A 17,932-nucleotide genomic window follows, 5' to 3' on the forward strand; every position below is an offset into this window, starting at 1 on the left:
CCCCGCACGCTCCCGGCGTGCGGGGCTTTCCTATGGCAAAAGGTTTTCCTTAGCAATTTGATTTTCTTGGGGAACCGGAATGCGTGCCTGCCGGAAACCGCCGTGCATGAAACCGTTCCTTTTAGGTACTCTATAGCTGGGACAACACTGGCTTGGGTACCCTATAGCTGAGAAAACACCAGCGGTCCCAGCCCCCAAATCCTCAATTACATTCCGCTCATGCATTACAGTCACGAAAGAGATCGAATCTGACCCTGACGCAGATCTAAATCCTGATCAGAAGAGGTGTTGCACAATGATCGGCGGTCTCAGTAATATCCTGGCGGTCGCCACCGGCCTGGCCATCATTATGGCGGGTTCCCTAATCTTCTATATCTTTCAAACCAAACTGTTCGCCAAATACAACAACCGGGTGAGGAATGCCATGGACAAAGCCCGCTCCGAGCCCCCTGTTCTGCCCGGCAAAAAAGTGTAAGGAGAGTATACGGACAGGAAGACAGTTCGCCCCACCCTGATCTGCGGCGGACTCGTCGGAAAAAGTACAGCCGCCCAAGAAGTGTTCGGGGCGGATCTTAGGCACTCCCGCGCTTGCGCAAAATTAGGGCTGTGAGGAGCAAGAACACTTCCAGACCCACCTCAACCCCAAAGGCCAAGAGGGGAAAGGTGTAGTGCGTAAAAGTTGACTGCTCACCGCTGCCCGGAAAAGAAACCAGTCCGAACATCAATGCCAGCAAGGCCGCGGGGTAAACCAGAGGCTGATAGGTTTTAAGCCCCGCCAGTTGGGCGATCCCCAGGCTGAAAGCCCAAAGCAGAATAGCGGCAGCCACGATACCGGCTCCCACCAGGATCACCATCCATAAGATCTCGATCCTTTCCAAATACGTACCGAAATGGACCATGCGGGCCAGCATAAGTCCCGGTGAATACATATTCTTGGTTTGCTCAACTCCGAATACGCCGGTGCTGAACGCCGTCAGCATGCCGACAAAGAGCGTTCCCATACTGATGGCGGCGAATTTAGCCCGGAAGGCTTTCTCCGGCCTGTCGCAAACCGGCATAAACATGGCCATTATGATACAGAGTCCGAAAAAGGCCTGGGCCAGAGGCGTGCCCTTCAGAGAGGGGATCACCCCGTTAGCAAACTGAGGCTTGAGCCGGCTTATATCAATCAAAGGAATGACCATGAGGAACAAAACAATCCCACTGATGAAGAACAAGGGCCCCAAAACCTCGGTCATCCGGGCGCTGACTTCAATCCCTTTGCGGGCGATGTAAGCGCTGACCAGGAAATTGCTGACCAAAATCACTTCATACGGGGTATCCGGCAGAAAAGCGATGTTGACCAGTCTGCTCAGGCCGCGAAGAAAAGTCGCGCAGGCCAGGAGAAAAAAGAGCGGGAAAATGATGCCGACGATTCTTCCCAGATACTTTCCCAAGAGGGTCATGCTGTACTGGACAAAATTTTCCCCCGGAAAGCGCAGTCCCATATAAGCGTAAAGAATGGCGACCAAAATATTTATGAACCAGCCGCCCAGAATCGAGAGCCAGGCATCCCTGCCCGCCGCGGCGACCAGCATAGCCGGTATCTGGCTGGTGGAGACTGAGGTAACGATGATAAAAAGCAACCAGGCAAATTGTTTGGAATTGATAATCCCTTTCTCCGGCATCCGGTCCCCTTCTTTCGCTCTCTGCCCCCAGAACTCCGTGAAAGCCTCTGAAACTCTTGGTCAACTCCCGAATGTTCCTCTAAGCTCTCGAAACTTTCAGTAAACTTGCGAAATCCTCCGTCAACTCCCCGAACTCTCTCAACTCCCGCTAATCCCTGCAGACTCCTCCCTTCCGCCTTGTGATTCGGTTCTGCCGTCTCCCTCATAAGCAAACGGCTCAGTGGGCTGTTACCCGCCGCGCGCCGGAGCCGCACGCTGGCACAGGATGACTCCACGGCCCTGGATTAGTCCGACCTGCCCGTCCCGGCCGGTTGGGATAAAGACTTCGTAGGTTAACTCCCCAGCCGCATTGATGCGGCCTGGGGGCTTACTTAAAAATTGCCCGCCCCAGTGGGGCGAAGACGTACTCCAAGAGCGCCGCCGGACCGGGCAGCCCCAGCCACCGGCTCACCCCTAAGAGCAAAGAAATTCCAAGCAGCCCGGACATGACGATAAGCTCTCGCCGTTTCTTCTGCTTATACAGAGGTATTCCTTCCACACCAAGTATGACGAGAACCGCAAGCACTAAGGCCGTGGCGGACTCACTCCTTCCCGGCGCCGGAGCGGCTGGGATTGTTTATCACTCCGGTATTCACGATCTTTATCCGGCAGACAACCTCGAAGCGGACGGAAGGGAAAACGTCGTCCCAGTCCGCTTCCACCCGCTTCCACTCAGCCGGGTACTCCGCGCGCACATGCCTGCCAAACCCGACGAAATCAGCACCCAAACCACTCTCGGCATCCGTAACCGTCTCTTCAACCTGCCGCTTGATGACCTGCTCCGCTTCGTGCTCCAGCTTTTGCAAGGAAGCCGGATCATTGAGGTCGATCCCGACCGTCTCCGTCTCCCTTACGTTCGCCCTGGCGCTGCACTGGATTTCCATCGTGATCCCGCTTTCAGACACCTGGGGCACAATGTTTGTTTGGCCGGCGAGAATGCGCAGGGCACTTACCCCCGTCCCGCCGGCTCCGTCCAAGGTCACGTTTTGCCCTTGCGGCCGGTTGATGAGCCACATCAACCCTTTGGACTCATCCCGGGTGAGTATTCCCACCAGACGCTCCCCGGCAAAAATCCCGGTTCTGCTAATCATCAGGTTCTCGCCTGTCCCCGACCCCGACGGACTCCCCGGGTCCTTGACCAGCTGGACCAAGGGCAGGAAAGCGGCTCCCGGGACCCCATCGAAGCGGCAGTTTAAGCTATTGAGATTTACCTCCGGCACGAAGGCGTTTCTCTTTGACTTCTCCGCAATCATCTCCAAGCCCTTGGCAGGCAGGCGCTCCAGGGGTGTGCTTTGGGTTAGGATTCGCTTCGCGCTCCCGTCCGTGGCGAACATCAGAGTAGTGCTGCGTATTTCGGGATTCCGGTTCAAGGCGTCCAGCACATCCCCCAGGCCGGCCTCAGCCAACGTTTTACCAAAAATGACGATTTTCGTGTGGGCAAAATAAAGCCGCCGCGGCAGCTTCCGGCCCAATCGGGAAATGGCGTCAAAGACCGATTTGCCGGTGCCGCTGAGGGTCGTAAAGGACTTGCTCTCAGCGCCGGCAGCGGCACTTGCACCCGATCTTTTCCCTGCAGCGGGTGTTATCACCTGCACGGTTAAAAGGATCGACTCGCTGCCGGGGACCCGGTCTAGGCCCAGCGCATAAACGATGGCCAGTTGGTCCGTTTCCCGGTAATCCCAACAGCCGCTCGTGAGCAGCAACAGCGCGAGCAGAACCGGGCCGAAGGCTATGGCTCTGCGCATGACGGTCCCCCCTTCCGGGGTTTCTTTTTCCTCCTGCCGGCCTGACCCGCTAGCTAGGGCTTGTTTTCGTCCGGCGGGCCCGGTCGCAGGAAAAACTTCTGCCTCTTCCTGTTTTGAACTGCCAAGAGCCTCGGCCTCTCACCCATGGCCCACCAAGGCGCCCTGATCAGCATATCCTTGGCATCTTGTCGGTTAAACGGAGCAAAGGGGGCAAAGTAAGGTACGCCGAAGGAACGCAGGGATACTAAGTGGGCTTGAAAAACCAGCATGCCGAGCAGAATCCCGAACATGCCCAGGACCGAGGCCAAAAGCATCATGACGAAGCGCAGCAGCCGGATGGCAGAGGCGAAATTATAAGAAGGAATCGCGAAAGATGAAATTCCCGTCAAGGCCACGACGATCACGGTTGCCGGCGACACAATATTGGCCTCCACGGCCGCCTGCCCTATGACGAGCGCGCCCACAATGCTGACGGCTTGCCCGACCGGCTTGGGCAGCCTGACTCCGGCTTCGCGCAGGGCTTCAAATGTTATTTCCATCGCGAACACTTCGACTACGGTTGGGAACGGAACCCCTTCGTGCGCCGCCGTGATGCTGATGAGAAGCGGTGTGGGGATCATCTCCTGGTGATAAGTGGTTACCGCTATGTAGACGGCGGGCAGAAGGAGGGCAAAGTTCAGGAAGAGGAAGCGGATCAACCGGATCATGATGACATAGGGATAGCGGTCGTAATAATCTTCGCTGGACTGCATGAACTGGAACATCATGGTCGGCACCAGCAGGACAAATGGGGTCCCATCCGTAAAGATCGCCACCCTGCCCGACAAGATCTCGGCCGCCACCTTATCCGGACGCTCACTGTGCTCAATCAGGGGGAGGAATGTCCAAGGAGTATCTTCGATCAGTTCTTCAATGTAGGCACTTTCCAGAATGGCGTCCACCTTGATGCGCGATAATCTTTCTCTCACTTCCATAACTAGCTTGGGATTCACTATCCCTTCCAGATAGGCAACATTTACTTCCGTCTTGGTAACGGTGCCCAAAACCAATTTCTCCAACTTCAGGTCCGGTGTCTTGATTTTGCGCCGCAGCAGAGCCGTGTTCAGCCTTAAGGTTTCCGTGAATCCCTCTCTCGGACCCCGAACTACCCCTTCCGTGACCGGTTCCTCCACATTGCGGGCCTCAGACCCTTTGGCGCCGATCTTCAAGGCCCAGGCGCTCCCTTCCAGCAAAAGAACCGCACTGCCGGTGAGCACAGCCTCGCTCACCTCACCCAGACTCCCTATCTGCGCCACATTGGCCACCGCCAGGAACCTTTTCTGGATCTGAGCCATGCTCCCGGTACCCTCAACCCCCACTTGAAAATAGGTCATATCTTCCAAGGATTTCAGAATACTGTCGCCGACAATGCTCTCGTCTGTTAAGCCGTTGACAAACAGGAGTTGGGCGGGAACGGCGACCCTGCCGATACTTAACTCGCGATTGGTGAAATCACTGCAAAGCGCAAACATTTTCTGTAAGGCGGTTAAGTTTTGGGCTAAGGATGCGCTCAGGGGCTGTTCCGGCACTTCCGTCCGGGCCGGAGGCTGCGGCAGCCCGGGCGCTTGGCCGAACTCGGATCTTGACTTGTGGGAACTTACCTTGCGGGTACGAAACGGCCACATTCTCCTCGCTCCTCCTCTGGCCCCAAGCTGACGCTAATGCTGCTGCTCTCCCCGTGGCACCCGCCTAAGACGGTGACGGACTATATGTTAGTATGCTAGGAACGCTGACGAAATAACCGTTCGGTTGCCGAATATACCCTTAACAAGGTTTGCGCCGCCCTTTTTCTGCTCACTCTTTACCACCCCCTGGAAGCAACTTAAGGGCTCACCAAATCGGTGCCATTCGCCTTCAAATACAAACTCAACCTCAGCTTCTATGGCATAGGATTTTTCCTCTTCCTATTTATTGTATTGAAATGTGCTCCTGCAGCAAAAAGCGCGCCGAAGTAAAAAAGGATTCCGTACATGGTTCACCTCCCCATAAAATAGGGGAAGCCCACTGTCAAATAACAAGAGGCTTCCTTAAATTTATGGTTTTTCGTTTATAAACCGGCGGCCTATTCCAGAAATTACAGCAGCCAAACGTAATCTTGCCGACAATCCATAACGGCCGTCACATAGACAGTGTTTTCCTGTATCAGATAAAGAGCCATATAATGCTTGCCAAACAGCAGCTTGCGGTATTTCCGAAAAGCGATCGCGTCATGCTCCAGCCATGGGTTGCGCTCCGGCATGGCGGCAAAGCTGTCGGTCATTTCAACAAAGATATCTATCAGTTTGTTGGCGGCCGGTACGCTGACATCGGCAAGAAAACGCGCATGAGAAATAAGCATATCCCAGGCAGTTTCCGTGATTTTTACCGTATACGGCTTATTCTTTTCCGGCATTGGAAACCTCCGCGACAGCCTTGCGCATCGCTGAGGCTGTTTCCTCTACGGAATAGGTACGCCCTTTTTGGATGTCGACCTCTGAGTGCATCAGCTTTTCTTTGAGCTTCAACATACTTTCGCGCCGGGCAAACGCCTCTATATCCATCACCACAAGATCGCCGCTGCCGTTTTTGGTCAGATAAACCGGTTCGCCTGTGCGTTTGCATAGTTCGGAGATTTCATTGTAGTTCTTGCGTATTGCTGCGGAAGGCCGTATATTCATCATTGCTCACTCTCCTATAAAAGCAGTAATGTTGTAGTATCATTGTATGCTAATTATACTACTCTATGCTGAGAATGTAAAACCTTATCCGGGTCACTTCACGGGAATTGGAAAACTTACCGGTTGCGTTGCCGCCCTTGTCCGCTTTGGCCAGTTCCGTATCAATCGCACCGCCGGGCACGTCAAAGTTCCCGGTAATGATATTAAATATTAAGTACGGTTCCCAGGATGAAGGCGTATCCTTACATTGAAACATTTAAATATATTAGTTATAATGATCTTAAGAGCCTACAAAACTACTAAGCTTTAAGAGAGGATGTGTAAGACAATGGAAACCTAGGTTCACGATGATTAAAAGACTTATCAGCTAAAGTGCCCAGAGACGGTAATTATTGTGTGGCAATTAAAACTTAGAATAAGTTTCTGGATTATTAAATTGTACAAAGGGAAAGGATGATGTTTATGGGTCCGGTTATTTCGGCAAAAGAATTGAAGTCGGCACAGGCTTTTCACGGGAATGTTTGTCTCGGGCTGCCCTTAGGTCTTCGGGCAGGACATGAGGCCTTGCAAGCGTTAGAAGTCTCCCGGGCGAAAGACAAAGAGTTGGTAGCGATAGTTGAAATAGCCCCTGAACAGTTTTCGCACTGTTTTCTGGATGGGATCCAGTGGATTACGGGTTGTACACGTGGCAAGAATAACCTCCAGCTCAACCCCGTAGGCAAATTTGCACTGACTCTCGTGGAAATTTCTCGTCACGCAGCCGTTCGGGTGAGTTATCAAGCAGCTTTTCTGGAAGAGTTTCTGAATTGGCCACCCGTTGCTGCCAAATGGAAGCGGCAAAAGGATTTTAAACCCGAAGCTGGTGAGATCGATCGTCATATAAATGACCTGTTAACCCGACCCGCATCCGAAATGTTTTCCATTACACATTATGAAAACTACCCGGTAGTTTCCCCTACCATGGATTGGACCCATGAACGCTGTGCCGGATGCGGCGAGTTGGTCCTTGGCTCCTATACCCATTTCTTGGGTAAAGAGGCTCTTTGTCCAGCGTGTTGGGGACAACGGGTTCATGCGAAGCGTGCCGAAGGAAGGGATTGACGATGTTCGGTTTGGTAGCAGTCAGTGGTGGAGTGGCGGTCATCTCCTTCATTTTCTCCATGTTGGGGCAAGGAGGCGGCTTGGTCTACATGCCACTCTTCCATTGGGTAGGTTATGACATCAAAACTGTTGCCATTCCCCTTGGAATCCTGCTGAGCGCAACATCAAAGCTCTTTGCTTTGCCCCAGTATCAGCGCCACCATCTGATCGATTGGAAAGGTGCCTGGCCCATGATGATAGCAGCCTTAGTTCTTGCACCCATTGGTGCTATGACGACCCCGTTCATTCCCAAAAATGTGGTGTTGTGGGGTTTCGTCGGCATTTTATTGGTGGCAGCCGTCCGAACCTTGTTTGTGGTAAGGCAGCCGGACCCTGACACCGAGCTGCCATGGATCCGGCGGGCTGTACTCGGTTCTCTGGTTACGGGTGGTGCTGCCTTCATCGGAGGCTTGCTGGGCTTCGCCGGGGGATTTATTATCAGCCCACTGCTGATCTGGATGGGGTATCCTGCTAAAAAAAGCGCTGCCACGACAGCGGCTATCGCTGCCGTGTCCAGCCTGGCAGGATTCACCGGCCATACCACACACATGGCGATAACGGGAGGAATTTTGGTTCTGACGCTGGTAGGAGCGACGGCTGGCAGTGTAGCCGGATCCTGGTTTATGGCCAATAAAGTAAAGCCCTCTTGGATCAAAACATTATACGGATTAATACTCATAGGTGTTGCCGGCCAGCTCGCAGGCGAACCCTTACATCTAGGGAACGTATTGACAGCGGCAGGAGTGATATTTGCGGCGGGGTATTTGTTATTTCAAGTTTATCAAAGGCGTCGGAGCCATTCACATATGTCAGCATCGTAGGAGTAGCCATAACTTGACAGACTATCTCTTTGATGCGATTATCTAATTATATGAGAGTTGAAGTATCGTTGTCCGGAGGTAAACTGTGTGGGCTCCCTAAAGAAAATCGCAGAATTCTATAATGCTCTAGCGGATGAAACAAGGCTAACAATTCTGGAGATGTTATCCAGGCAAGAAATGTGCGCCTGTGAGATTGTTGTTGGGGTAAGCCTTTCTCAACCAACAGTCTCCCACCATCTGAAAATCCTTAGACAAGCAGAATTAATCACGGCCAAGAAAGATGGTAAATGGGTTTACTATACTCTCAATGCCGATGTCTTTCAATCATTTTTTCCTGAAGATAAACACTCAGTCATTGAGGACTACGCTGAGCCTATCCGAAAGTTGCTCAATCAAAGACCATCTCCATCCCCATCTCCATTACACAGTAAGAATGCATCTTGTCTGCTCAAAATTGATGAGACCTGACTCAAATTTCAAGAGCCTTTCACCACTTTTGGGCGTGAAAGGCTCTTGTTTTGGGAATTGTCTTCTTACGCTTCCTTCTTTACCTCTTTTTCGACCTCTCTTTCAATTGTGGCGTTAGTATTAACAGCCGTTCAATTCCTTAAGACCCTTGCCCATAGAATGTCCTCCCCAATCGCTTTGTCAAGTTCCGGCACTATGGCATCCTTTGCAACAGGAATGTCCATACCCTGCTTTCAAAATGCAGACGGCTTGCTGGAAGCGGGCCCTCGATCCCTGACCTTAAGAAACACGCGAAGGCTTGTAAATCTCTATAGATTACACCGAGTCAAGTGCCCCGCATGGCGCGAATCGTGACCTATCGTCAATAATATTTCTATAAAGCTGTTGACTCTCCTCCAAGGTCAGAGATTATGATATATTCACGAGGTGAATCTTCATGGAATACACGGTGAAACAAGTCGCTGAAATGACCGGTGTGACGGTCAAAACCCTTCATCATTACCACAAAATAAGTTTGCTCGCACCATGCAAGGTGACGGAAGCCGGCTATCGCCTGTATGGCAAAAAAGAGCTTGAGCGGCTTCAGCAGATTCTCTTTTACCGTGAACTTGATTTTTCCCTCGCCGATATTAAACAGGCTTTGGAGAGTGAATCCGATCGTTTAGAGTGCCTGGGCAGGCAACAGGAGCTGCTTTATGCGCAAAGGCAGCGTGCCGACCGCCTGCTCGTCACCATAGCAAAATCGATTCACTCAACGATGAAAGGAGAAAGCATGAGCACCGAGGAATTATTCGAAGGCTTTGATAAGCAGGGATGGGAAAAGGCCCTTAAGCCACAGCAGGAATACCTGAAAGAGAAATACAACGTCGACCTGACCAAGAAAGAGATAGACCCGAAGAAAATGAACGAGCAGGCGGCAGAAGCAAAACGATTTATGAACAGCATGCGGGATTTTCTCAGAGCGAAGCTTCCCGCGGATGATGAAACTGTGCAGAAGGCGCTGACAAAGCACCTCCAATTTTTGCAGGAACACGGTACGCAGATGGACGCAAATGCTTTTCTTGTCTCCACTCGATTTTTCGCACAGGATGACTTTCACCGAAATATGCTGGAAGATCAGCAGATTGGGTTGAGTTATTACCTCCTTGCTGTTGCTGATAAATTTGCATCTCCCCAATAATACGGATGACCGCCTGAAACCGGCCAGCCCTAAGAGCCCAACACCCGGATCGCTCAGAATGACAACCTTCGCTTGGGCCGTGAACAGCCGACAGGATTTCTCGGCTCTTCACGGCCTTGCTTATACGCCCGAGCCGCCTCATCGCCGGGAAATTTAAGTCTCTTTCTATTCTCGTAAAATCGACAAAACGGCTCTCTCTAAGGTCTCCTTCCCCCATACATGATCAGCACAAAAAACTGCAGTTGCTTTCGACAAAGAGGCTGTCACCGAATGCTTCGCGCGGAAGCCCCTGGCTTCAGACGCCTTTAGGCATGGGGGGGTTGACTGCCGGGCGCGGTTCGTAATCAGTCCGTCTTGTGCCGTGCTATGGCATTTCTCGTGGCCTCCAAAGCCGCATATACCCCCTCTTTGTCCAGGTTCGCCAGATACATGAAGACGATATCTACGATTACCAGCGCGCAGATTCTCGAGGCTGTCGCCGCCACGCGAACTTTCGGTTCTACGGCACTGATGCAAAGACAAATGTCAGCCAGGCGGCTCAGTGGCGTGTTACCGAATCGGGTGAGCGCGATAATTCTGGCTCCACTGGCTTTGGCGACCTCTGCGACTTCAATGATGTCCGTGGTAGTTCCCGAATAAGACACGGCAATAAGAACGTCTTCTTCATGAATCTGTGCCGCCAGCGTGGCCCCCTGGTGAAAATCGTGAGCTGCGCTCACGGGCAGGCCAATGCGCATTAGTTTTTGCGCGATATCATCAGCGACGACTCCCGAGGCTCCGACACCTATCGTCACCGTCTGTCTTGCGGTTCGCAGGGCCTCCGCAATCGCTTTAACATCAGCTTCACGTAGGAGACGGAGCGTATTCTGAATCGACTGAATGTTGCTGTCCTCTACGGAATGCAGGATGCTGCCAAAGGAGTAGTCGTCGGACAGCTCTGTGTATTGTGCCTGGGGATTGGCCTGCAGATCGCTCGCCACCCGCAGCTTGAAGTCTTGATAGCCTTCAAAGCCGAGAGACTTCCACAAGCGAACGACAGCCGCGGGGCTGCTCTGGCTGGCCCGAGACAGGTCCTGTACCGCCATGTTCACGAATTCGGCCGGATGCTGCAGAACGTAGCGGGCAATCTTGGCCTCTGACTCAGGCAGCCCGTTGAACGATTCCCTCAGTCTCACGAGCCCTCCGCCAGGCATATATAACACGGGCAACACCTGCTTTCTGCTGGAATCTGTAGAATCTAGTGAACTCGTTCAACGAAAGTTAAACATCACGATAGTCTCCAGTGACGATAGTCTCCAGTGACGATAGTCTCCAGTGGAGACTATCGCCGAAGCCGCACGCTATCACAGGCTGACCCCACGGCTGAGGATGACTATCGCCGAAGCCGCACGCTATCACAGGCTGACCCCACGGCTGAGGATGACTATCGCCGTAGGCACCGGGCGTGAAATTATGCTTTTGTGCCGAACAGCCCGGCACAAGTCCGCTCCGGCAAGCGCCTCGACTTATGAGCCGCATGTATCGATCAGCCTGCACAGAGCCAAGGGCACAAGCGGCACAAGCTCCGCTCATAAGCCCTTTCTCAGTTGGGGACATCGGCAAAGGAAACTCCCAGGCCGGTGCCGCCGGGAAACATGAGTTTACCGTCGCGATATTCGGGGCCGCCTCTGGCTTGTTGGCTGCCAAGAAAATATGCGGCGTCCAGGTCTTTATAGCGGCTGTCAAAGGCCGCTGACAAGGCTGCGGCCGCGGTGACGGAAGCCGGTCCTTCCATCATACTGCCTACCATCCAGTCAAGGCCGGCTTCTTTGATGGTCTCAATCATCTTGATGGCAGGATAGAGGCCGCCGGTTTTCATAAGTTTCAAATTAATAATGTTCGCCGCCTGAAGATAGAGGACGTGGTTCAAGTCGTAGGCATCGAATATGCTCTCGTCCGCGGCAATAGGAAGAACGCTGTGCCGGGTCACCTCACGCAGGCCCAGTAAATCTTTCCTGTAGACGGGCTGCTCGACAAACTCCACTCCAAGCGCGGCCAACTTGTCAATGGTTTCAAGACTTTCCTTGACACTCCAAGCTTGGTTGGCATCCACGCGCAAAACCATCTCCGTCCCCAGCGCCTCGCGGATTCGTTGGACACGCTCTATGTCCCGATCGTCACGGCCCCCGAGCTTTATTTTCAGGGAGCTGAATCCCGCCCTGACCCACTCTAATGCTTGCTTTTCCATCGCCGATGGTGTATTCAGGCTGACGGTTACGTCCGTTTCCAGTTCGGATAAGTCGCGCCGGTTGAGATACTGTGCCAACGATACCGCCCGACGCTTGGCGCAAAGGTCATGGAGTGCAATGTCGACGGCCGCTTTGGCGCCGTTGTTCAGGACAACGGACTTCTGAATAGCCTCGAAAACCGTGATTTCGTCCTCGAGATCGAGATCGGGCGCTTGAATAGCCGGCAAGACAAAGTCCGAAAGCGCAGCTGTGATAGATTGAGTGGTCTCACCCGTTATTTTTGCCGTCGGCGACGCTGAACCTACACCCAGAATCCCATCGTCAGTCCCTATGATAACACGGATATCCGTCACAGAATAGGCCGAGCGCAGAGACGTGTGAAAAGGCGTGCTGAGCGGGAGTTCCACGACCTCGATGGCAGTTTGAATTATGCGGCTCATTTTTATAACCTCCGGATAACGCAATTCTAGCGGCCGCTTCATCGGCCGATCGCCCAAGTGATTGCAAGGGAGTCGTTCCTTTAAGAATCAAGGGATCGTTCCACTGAGAATCGAGGGATCGTTCCTCCAAGAATTGAGGGATCGTTCCTCTAAGAATCGAGGGATCGTTCCTCTAAGAACTAGATTTTGCGCTCGCGATTTGCGGCGGCGCCCTCTACAGTGTTGTTCGCTTCGCCCAAGGCAATTCGGAGTATACCGTCTGCGTCCGCGAGTTTGGCTTCGGCCGTGGATTTGTCAACACCTGTTTTGGCCATGAGAATGGCGGTCTTTACGTGATCATTCGCTTGTTTCAGGACGCGTTCCGCCGTCGGGAGATCGACATCCGCCGTCGTCATGACCATGTGCCTGGCTCTCTTCAGCAGCTTCCTGTTGGTGACTTTCAAATCCACCATCAGGTTGTGATAGACCTTGCCAAGCCGGAACATACTTGCCGTACTCAGCATGTTGACTATCAGCTTCTCCGCTGTTCCCGCCTTGAGACGCGTGGAGCCGCTCAGCACCTCGGGCCCCGTTGAAACCTCAATCGGCACGTCGGCATACTGACTGGCGGCCGCGTGAGGGTTACAGCTCACCGCCACCGTACCGCTTCCGACCATCTTGGCGTACTTGAGCCCCCCAACGACATAGGGTGTCCGTCCGCTCGCCGTCAGGCCCACCACCACGTCGTCCGCGCAGAGGTGAACCTGCTCAAGGTCAGCCCGCGCCGTAATCGCCTCATCTTCAGCCTGTTCCACAGCGTCAAACATGGCCCGGCGTCCGCCCGCTATAAGGCCAATGACCTGATCGGGAGAAGTGCGAAAGGTCGGCGGACACTCTGCCGCATCCAAGACCCCGATTCGGCCACTGGTTCCGGCACCGATATAGATTAATCTTCCCCCGCACTTAAGATGAGTGACAATGAGATCTACGGCACATTCTACCGCAGGCAGGGCCTGCGAGACAGCCAAGGGAACCGTAAGGTCTGCCTCGTTCATTATGTGGAGCAGATCCCTGGTCGTACTGATGTCCAGGTCAGCGTACCTCGGATCCGATTGCTCAGTTTGTAATTCCCAAATAGATTCCATGTCAACCCACTTCCTAATTCAATTCTCGCTGGTTGCTGCTCGCACCGAGCACTCCACTGTTTTTTTCCGCAAGGATTGCCACCCCCTGCCAATTATTCGAAGAGCGTTTTTTTACTGAGCATTTTTGCGCTCAGCATTTTTCCTCATAGAACGAAAATTCATATCTAATAACATGATATTATTTTTCATGTATTTTTGCAATACTACGAAATAAAACATCAGGGAATCACCGGCAGAATGATGGCTGACGGGTGTTCCGCATCGTGATAGATGGTCTGGAAGGCGGCCTCTATCCGTTCACTTAAGCCCAACGGCTCGCCAGTATTCTGGTTGCGATCATACTTAGGAAACGCACTGGAAGCCACGTGGACGCAGATACGATGCCCCGGTAGAAACACATGCGCCGTGTTCCAGCAGTTGATTTCATAGCAGCGAATACTGTCCGGTTCCACAAGTTCGGGAGCATCCATACCCTTGGAAAAACGAACTCTGATCATTCCGTCACACAAGCGCTGGGTATAACCATCCGGCCACACGTCATGCAGCTGCACCATAAAATCGGTGTCCGGAGCGGATGTAGATGCATAGAGACAAGCTTTGACAGGGCCTGTGACCTCCAGTTCCTGCGTCAGCGGCTCACCGGTGTAGACGAGAACATCGTCTCGCCTATGGATTGCGCTATAGTCGTCCGGACCTCCGATTTGTAAGGATGTAGGTTCCGTGAGGAACGGGACCGGACGCCAGGGATTGTAAACATAACTGTCTCCTTTCTCCGCCTCAGGTTCCGCCAAGGAAAGAGTCCCGTCCCCGAAGCGGCTGTTGGCGTTTCCGCGGCTGTGCAGATACACAGAGGTGTAAACGGTACGAGCCAGGGGCCATTCGGCCTCTTCACGCCACCGATTTTTCCCCATGATAAAGATGGATATAGGGTGTTCCTCGTCAACCCCATTTCTTTGACCTTTCAGCCAACGGTCAAAAAAGCGCAGCTCCCGGCTCCGCAGATCCATCAAGGCTGCTTGCCCGAAATCAAGGTCTCCCATTCGAGTCGAGGTATTGACATTATGCCCCCACGGTCCCATGATCAACCGCTGCGACTTTCTGGCACTTTCACTCGGTGCCTGATGGGTCATACCGGAGAAGTTTAAAGGAGTACCGATTTGCTCGTCATCATACCAGCCCGAGATATGCAGGACAGGCAGGTCGATTTCACGAAACCGGTCCTGATAGCAGGTTGCGCGCCACCAGTCGTCCAGTTGACAGTGATGGAACAGTTCCCGCCACAAAGGCATCTCCCTGCCTGATGCCTCATCCATAGTGACAAGAGGCAAGTGCGCATAGACCTGTTCCCAAGGCACCCGGTTAATGTTTTGCGGCACCCTGTCAGCTACGAGAAACTGCCAGCAAAGGTGCATGGGACCGGGAACGCCTGTCGGCCACTCCACGAACGGATCCGACGGCGATACGATGGGGACCATTGCTCTTAAGTGAGATGGGTGGGTCAAGGCGGTCAACCACTGGATTTTCCCGAGATAGCTTGCGCCAAGTGTCCCGACATTTCCGTCACACCAGGACTGCGCTGCCGCCCACTCAATCGTATCGTAACCGTCAAGGCCCTCGCCCCGATATGGCACAAAGGTCCCTTCACTGTCTCCGCGGCCGCGCACGTCGACTACGAGTAGGCCATAACCGCGGGCGGCAAACCAAAGCCCCTGCTCAACGTTCGGATCAGTACTCCGGCCGTACGGGGTTCGCATAACAATGACCGGCACCGCCTGTTCCGTATCGGGCAGATACAGATCCGCAGCCACTCGGATTCCGTCCCGCATGGTTATTCGCATTCCCCAGCGGTTTTTTACCTTGAACATCGCATCATATCCTTTCTCGTAATAGGTCTGGTCAGTGACTCCGATTCTTGAAAGCCGTTCGGTTCACAAGGCGGCGCGCCCGTAGTACCGCACCTGCGGAAGGGCGTTCGGCAAGCCTGTTTAATTCCGCCCGGGGAAACACTGTCTGAAGTGAAACCGCCAGATAATCACGAAGCACCGCCGAGAGGGTCAACAAGCTTCCGGAGAGCACCACGCGATTCGAAACATCATCATGCAGCCGGTTCCGTACGGACTCCACCATGCGAGCAAGACTCCTGGCGCTGCTCTTTACGATGCTCAGCGCGACCTCGTCATAAGGGGCCGCCCCCAGGACATATCTGGCAAAAGAAGCAACGGCTCCAATCGGATGGACAGAGTCGTAGATTTTGGCAATGAGATCTGAGGGCTGACGGAGATCAAAAGTTTCGCAGGCAAGATGCCATAACTCTGTCTTTTCCCCCCGGCCTTCGACGTACTGGACAGCGGCCATTAAGCCCTGCCGTCCCATGTCGAAGCCGCTCCCCTCGTCACCCAATAGACTTCCATATCCGCCGGCGCGAGCCGTATTTCCCCCCGGCTCTCCCCAACGGCAATACTTCCGGTACCGGCAATCAGCACAATACCCGATTTACCTTGTGTCCCGGCACTGAGTGCCGCGAAGGCATCGTTTGTCACTTCTACGACAGCTTGAGGATATTCTTCCTGAAAAAGCGTATGCAATGTCTGAACTTGCGCGGGGCGGTCGACACCTGCCATGCATATCGACAGTCCCCGAATTTGTTCCTGAGCGCCGCTCAACTTCTCGATCCCCTGGCTTATAAGCGAGGTTACCACTGCAACCGCGTTCTCGGTTCCTACCGTATTCGGGTTAGTTGCGGCACCCACAGACAAGGCGGTACGCTGTGATTCGCCGTCAACAATCATCACTTCTGTTTTGCTTCCTCCGCCATCGACACCGATGTACAGAACCATACTTATCACCTCTATGCAAAAGGGTGCACAACTGAACGATACGGGCGCACAACTGAAGAGTTTCCATGGCGCTTCCACACCAACCCCGCGTGCGCCGACTTACTCAGCCGGATTAACGGACTAACATCGGAACTTTTGTGTCATTGGTTTATATTCCGTAATCTTGTCAAATGGCTACCCATGATTTTTAACGGCTGGACTAACCTACAGATTATACTACCGCGACCCATCGGGCCCCGTCAACATGTTGTTCCAAGGTTTAGGCTACTTCGCCGAAAATTTCTTTCAGGGCGGACCCTCTGCTTCTCAGCCTCTCTCTCGACCCCCATGCCATTATCTTATCTGTATCTTACCTAAACAGAGTGAACTCGATGGATGAAACCGGTTCGTCCTGCGGCGAACAGTCCGCTCCGCCGGGCCGTTAGAGTTCCGGCCCGCGCCGCGAAACAGTTGGGGGAGTGTTTCAGCTAAGGCTGCAAATTGATCAAGGCTGCGGCAACGAGGTTATGAACACGCCCCCGCAAGCGGACAATGGTTTTGTTTTCGCGGCCATAGTGGACGTCGTTCGTCAAGAGAACGGACCAAAGCTTCGAGACGGGATCGAAAGCCAGACTAGTACCGGTGAATCCGGTATGACCGACCGTCGTATCCGGCCACAAATCCCCTGTATGGTCGTGAGCGTCACCCCGGCACACCCATCCCAGAGCACGGCGACCGTCCAGGTGAGAGGTGTAACACTTAAGCGCCGCTTTGCGAACCGCTTCGGACAGTACCGGGTTTTCTTTGCTCAACCACATTTGAAGATATGCCACCATGTCTGATAAAGGCGCGAACAAACCTGCGTGACCGGAAACGCCACCCATGGTGTACGCATTTTCGTCATGCACTATGCCGACTTTTACACCGATATCGGGAAACTCCTCCGTCGCGGCTATCTGTCCGTATCGCTCCGGCGGCGGGCAGTAAGTGGTTTGCGCCATACCCAGAGGACGAAAAATGCGGTCTTGGGCGTACCTGTCAATGCGCTGACCGGTCACGGCCTCCACCACTTGTGCCAGCAGGATAAAGCCAATGTCGCTGTAGACCACTCTTGTCTCAGGTGGGACCTGCGGCGACTCAGCCAGGATGAGAGCCAACACTTCAGCCCGTGACGATGCCGATTCGTAGTACTTTCGACCCGAAACCAACCCAGAAGTATGTGTCAGTAAGTGCCGGACGGTGATTTCTGCTTTCTCGCCTTGCCCAAACTGGGGAAGGAAAAGCCCAATGGGATCGTTTAAGCGGATGAGACCGCTGTCTATCAGCTGCAATATGCTCGGCAAGGTCGCCGTGACTTTCGTGAGAGAGGCAAGATCGAAGATCGTATCCCGACGCATGGGCCGGCATTGCCCCTTGCGATTCTCGGCGTAGCCAACAACGTTTTCGTGAACCACCTCCGCACCGATGCCAACCGCATAAGCGGCCCCGGGTAAACGTGAAGCCTCGACTTCGCCTTCGAGAAAATCGTCCAGCTGTTTTAACTTCGCTAGGTTAAAGTCCATGACCCA

General features: G+C 53.5%; 17 protein-coding genes. 5 read left to right on the forward strand and 12 right to left on the reverse strand.

From position 1 onward, the window contains the following. Positions 1–295: 295 nt before the first annotated feature. A complete protein-coding gene (locus tag MNU25_RS14090) occupies positions 296–475 on the forward strand; it encodes a hypothetical protein (protein ID WP_240985647.1) in 180 nt (59 codons plus the stop codon). A gap of 97 nt (positions 476–572) precedes the next feature. Here the strand turns inward: MNU25_RS14090 and MNU25_RS14095 are convergent, their stop codons facing one another. The 5 genes from MNU25_RS14095 to MNU25_RS14115 all read right to left on the reverse strand — a co-directional run bounded on the left by MNU25_RS14095 (position 573) and on the right by MNU25_RS14115 (position 6,147). Then, positions 573–1,667 (reverse strand): GerAB/ArcD/ProY family transporter, encoded by a 1,095-nt coding sequence (locus MNU25_RS14095; protein WP_240985648.1) that lies wholly within the window; start codon positions 1,665–1,667, stop codon positions 573–575. Positions 1,668–2,248: 581 nt separating this feature from the next. Next, the gene (locus MNU25_RS14100; RefSeq protein ID WP_240985649.1) at positions 2,249–3,451 is read right to left on the reverse strand and encodes a Ger(x)C family spore germination protein; all 1,203 of its coding nucleotides are present in this window, start codon (positions 3,449–3,451) and stop codon (positions 2,249–2,251) included. Between the two features lie 53 nt (positions 3,452–3,504). Beyond that, a complete protein-coding gene (locus MNU25_RS14105) occupies positions 3,505–5,115 on the reverse strand; it encodes a spore germination protein (RefSeq protein WP_240985650.1) in 1,611 nt (536 codons plus the stop codon). A gap of 449 nt (positions 5,116–5,564) precedes the next feature. After that, positions 5,565–5,882, reverse strand: coding sequence for a type II toxin-antitoxin system RelE/ParE family toxin (locus MNU25_RS14110; protein WP_240985651.1), 318 nt, complete (start codon positions 5,880–5,882; stop codon positions 5,565–5,567). Continuing rightward, positions 5,866–6,147, reverse strand: coding sequence for a type II toxin-antitoxin system Phd/YefM family antitoxin (locus tag MNU25_RS14115; RefSeq protein ID WP_338077750.1), 282 nt, complete (start codon positions 6,145–6,147; stop codon positions 5,866–5,868). Before MNU25_RS14115 ends, MNU25_RS14110 begins: the two co-directional genes overlap by 17 nt. 462 nt (positions 6,148–6,609) lie before the next feature. Between MNU25_RS14115 and MNU25_RS14120 the strand changes: the two genes are divergently transcribed. The 4 genes from MNU25_RS14120 to MNU25_RS14135 all read left to right on the forward strand — a co-directional run bounded on the left by MNU25_RS14120 (position 6,610) and on the right by MNU25_RS14135 (position 9,756). Next, positions 6,610–7,248 carry an FmdE family protein gene (locus MNU25_RS14120; RefSeq protein WP_240985653.1) on the forward strand — a complete coding sequence of 213 codons (639 nt, stop codon included), beginning with the start codon at positions 6,610–6,612 and terminating at the stop codon, positions 7,246–7,248. Between the two features lie 2 nt (positions 7,249–7,250). After that, a complete protein-coding gene (locus tag MNU25_RS14125; RefSeq protein WP_240985654.1) occupies positions 7,251–8,108 on the forward strand; it encodes a sulfite exporter TauE/SafE family protein in 858 nt (285 codons plus the stop codon). Positions 8,109–8,195: 87 nt separating this feature from the next. After that, positions 8,196–8,576, forward strand: a complete 381-nt coding sequence (locus MNU25_RS14130; RefSeq protein WP_240985655.1) for an ArsR/SmtB family transcription factor — start codon at positions 8,196–8,198, stop codon at positions 8,574–8,576. A 436-nt stretch (positions 8,577–9,012) separates the two neighbouring features. Continuing rightward, entirely contained in the window at positions 9,013–9,756 is a 744-nt protein-coding gene (locus MNU25_RS14135; protein WP_240985656.1) for a MerR family transcriptional regulator, read from the forward strand. Positions 9,757–10,100: 344 nt separating this feature from the next. Here MNU25_RS14135 and MNU25_RS14140 read toward each other — a convergent pair whose 3' ends face one another. The 7 genes from MNU25_RS14140 to MNU25_RS14170 all read right to left on the reverse strand — a co-directional run bounded on the left by MNU25_RS14140 (position 10,101) and on the right by MNU25_RS14170 (position 17,926). Next, entirely contained in the window at positions 10,101–10,949 is an 849-nt protein-coding gene (locus tag MNU25_RS14140; protein ID WP_240986864.1) for a MurR/RpiR family transcriptional regulator, read from the reverse strand. Positions 10,950–11,338: 389 nt separating this feature from the next. Further along, positions 11,339–12,424, reverse strand: coding sequence for a dipeptide epimerase (locus MNU25_RS14145; protein WP_240985657.1), 1,086 nt, complete (start codon positions 12,422–12,424; stop codon positions 11,339–11,341). A gap of 179 nt (positions 12,425–12,603) precedes the next feature. Next, complete coding sequence (gene murQ / locus MNU25_RS14150) at positions 12,604–13,548, reverse strand: N-acetylmuramic acid 6-phosphate etherase (protein WP_240985658.1); 945 nt, start codon at positions 13,546–13,548, stop codon at positions 12,604–12,606. 218 nt (positions 13,549–13,766) lie between these two features. Then, a complete protein-coding gene (locus tag MNU25_RS14155; RefSeq protein WP_240985659.1) occupies positions 13,767–15,413 on the reverse strand; it encodes a CocE/NonD family hydrolase in 1,647 nt (548 codons plus the stop codon). A 31-nt stretch (positions 15,414–15,444) separates the two neighbouring features. Further along, on the reverse strand, positions 15,445–15,921 hold the full coding sequence (locus MNU25_RS14160; protein ID WP_420838686.1) for a hypothetical protein: 477 nt from the start codon (positions 15,919–15,921) through the stop codon (positions 15,445–15,447). Then, a complete protein-coding gene (locus tag MNU25_RS14165) occupies positions 15,903–16,385 on the reverse strand; it encodes a BadF/BadG/BcrA/BcrD ATPase family protein (protein ID WP_240985661.1) in 483 nt (160 codons plus the stop codon). The genes MNU25_RS14160 and MNU25_RS14165 overlap by 19 nt, the downstream gene beginning before the upstream one ends. A 467-nt stretch (positions 16,386–16,852) precedes the next feature. Continuing rightward, positions 16,853–17,926 carry a serine hydrolase domain-containing protein gene (locus MNU25_RS14170; protein WP_240985662.1) on the reverse strand — a complete coding sequence of 358 codons (1,074 nt, stop codon included), beginning with the start codon at positions 17,924–17,926 and terminating at the stop codon, positions 16,853–16,855. Positions 17,927–17,932: the final 6 nt, after the last annotated feature.

Origin of the sequence: Acididesulfobacillus acetoxydans (assembly GCF_902729405.1) — a bacterium.
GTDB lineage: Bacteria > Bacillota > Desulfitobacteriia > Desulfitobacteriales > Desulfitobacteriaceae > Acididesulfobacillus > Acididesulfobacillus acetoxydans.

Bases quoted from the DNA above. Each gene is read 5' to 3' on its own strand.
- MNU25_RS14090 (WP_240985647.1), top strand. From the start codon at position 296: ATGATCGGCGGTCTCAGTAATATCCTGGCGGTCGCCACCGGCCTGGCC.
- MNU25_RS14095 (WP_240985648.1), bottom strand. From the start codon at position 1,667: ATGCCGGAGAAAGGGATTATCAATTCCAAACAATTTGCCTGGTTGCTT.
- MNU25_RS14100 (WP_240985649.1), bottom strand. From the start codon at position 3,451: ATGCGCAGAGCCATAGCCTTCGGCCCGGTTCTGCTCGCGCTGTTGCTG.
- MNU25_RS14105 (WP_240985650.1), bottom strand. From the start codon at position 5,115: ATGTGGCCGTTTCGTACCCGCAAGGTAAGTTCCCACAAGTCAAGATCC.
- MNU25_RS14110 (WP_240985651.1), bottom strand. From the start codon at position 5,882: ATGCCGGAAAAGAATAAGCCGTATACGGTAAAAATCACGGAAACTGCC.
- MNU25_RS14115 (WP_338077750.1), bottom strand. From the start codon at position 6,147: ATGAATATACGGCCTTCCGCAGCAATACGCAAGAACTACAATGAAATC.
- MNU25_RS14120 (WP_240985653.1), top strand. From the start codon at position 6,610: ATGGGTCCGGTTATTTCGGCAAAAGAATTGAAGTCGGCACAGGCTTTT.
- MNU25_RS14125 (WP_240985654.1), top strand. From the start codon at position 7,251: ATGTTCGGTTTGGTAGCAGTCAGTGGTGGAGTGGCGGTCATCTCCTTC.
- MNU25_RS14135 (WP_240985656.1), top strand. From the start codon at position 9,013: ATGGAATACACGGTGAAACAAGTCGCTGAAATGACCGGTGTGACGGTC.
- MNU25_RS14140 (WP_240986864.1), bottom strand. From the start codon at position 10,949: ATGCCTGGCGGAGGGCTCGTGAGACTGAGGGAATCGTTCAACGGGCTG.
- MNU25_RS14145 (WP_240985657.1), bottom strand. From the start codon at position 12,424: ATGAGCCGCATAATTCAAACTGCCATCGAGGTCGTGGAACTCCCGCTC.
- murQ (WP_240985658.1), bottom strand. From the start codon at position 13,548: ATGGAATCTATTTGGGAATTACAAACTGAGCAATCGGATCCGAGGTAC.
- MNU25_RS14155 (WP_240985659.1), bottom strand. From the start codon at position 15,413: ATGTTCAAGGTAAAAAACCGCTGGGGAATGCGAATAACCATGCGGGAC.
- MNU25_RS14160 (WP_420838686.1), bottom strand. From the start codon at position 15,921: ATGGGACGGCAGGGCTTAATGGCCGCTGTCCAGTACGTCGAAGGCCGG.
- MNU25_RS14165 (WP_240985661.1), bottom strand. From the start codon at position 16,385: ATGGTTCTGTACATCGGTGTCGATGGCGGAGGAAGCAAAACAGAAGTG.
- MNU25_RS14170 (WP_240985662.1), bottom strand. From the start codon at position 17,926: ATGGACTTTAACCTAGCGAAGTTAAAACAGCTGGACGATTTTCTCGAA.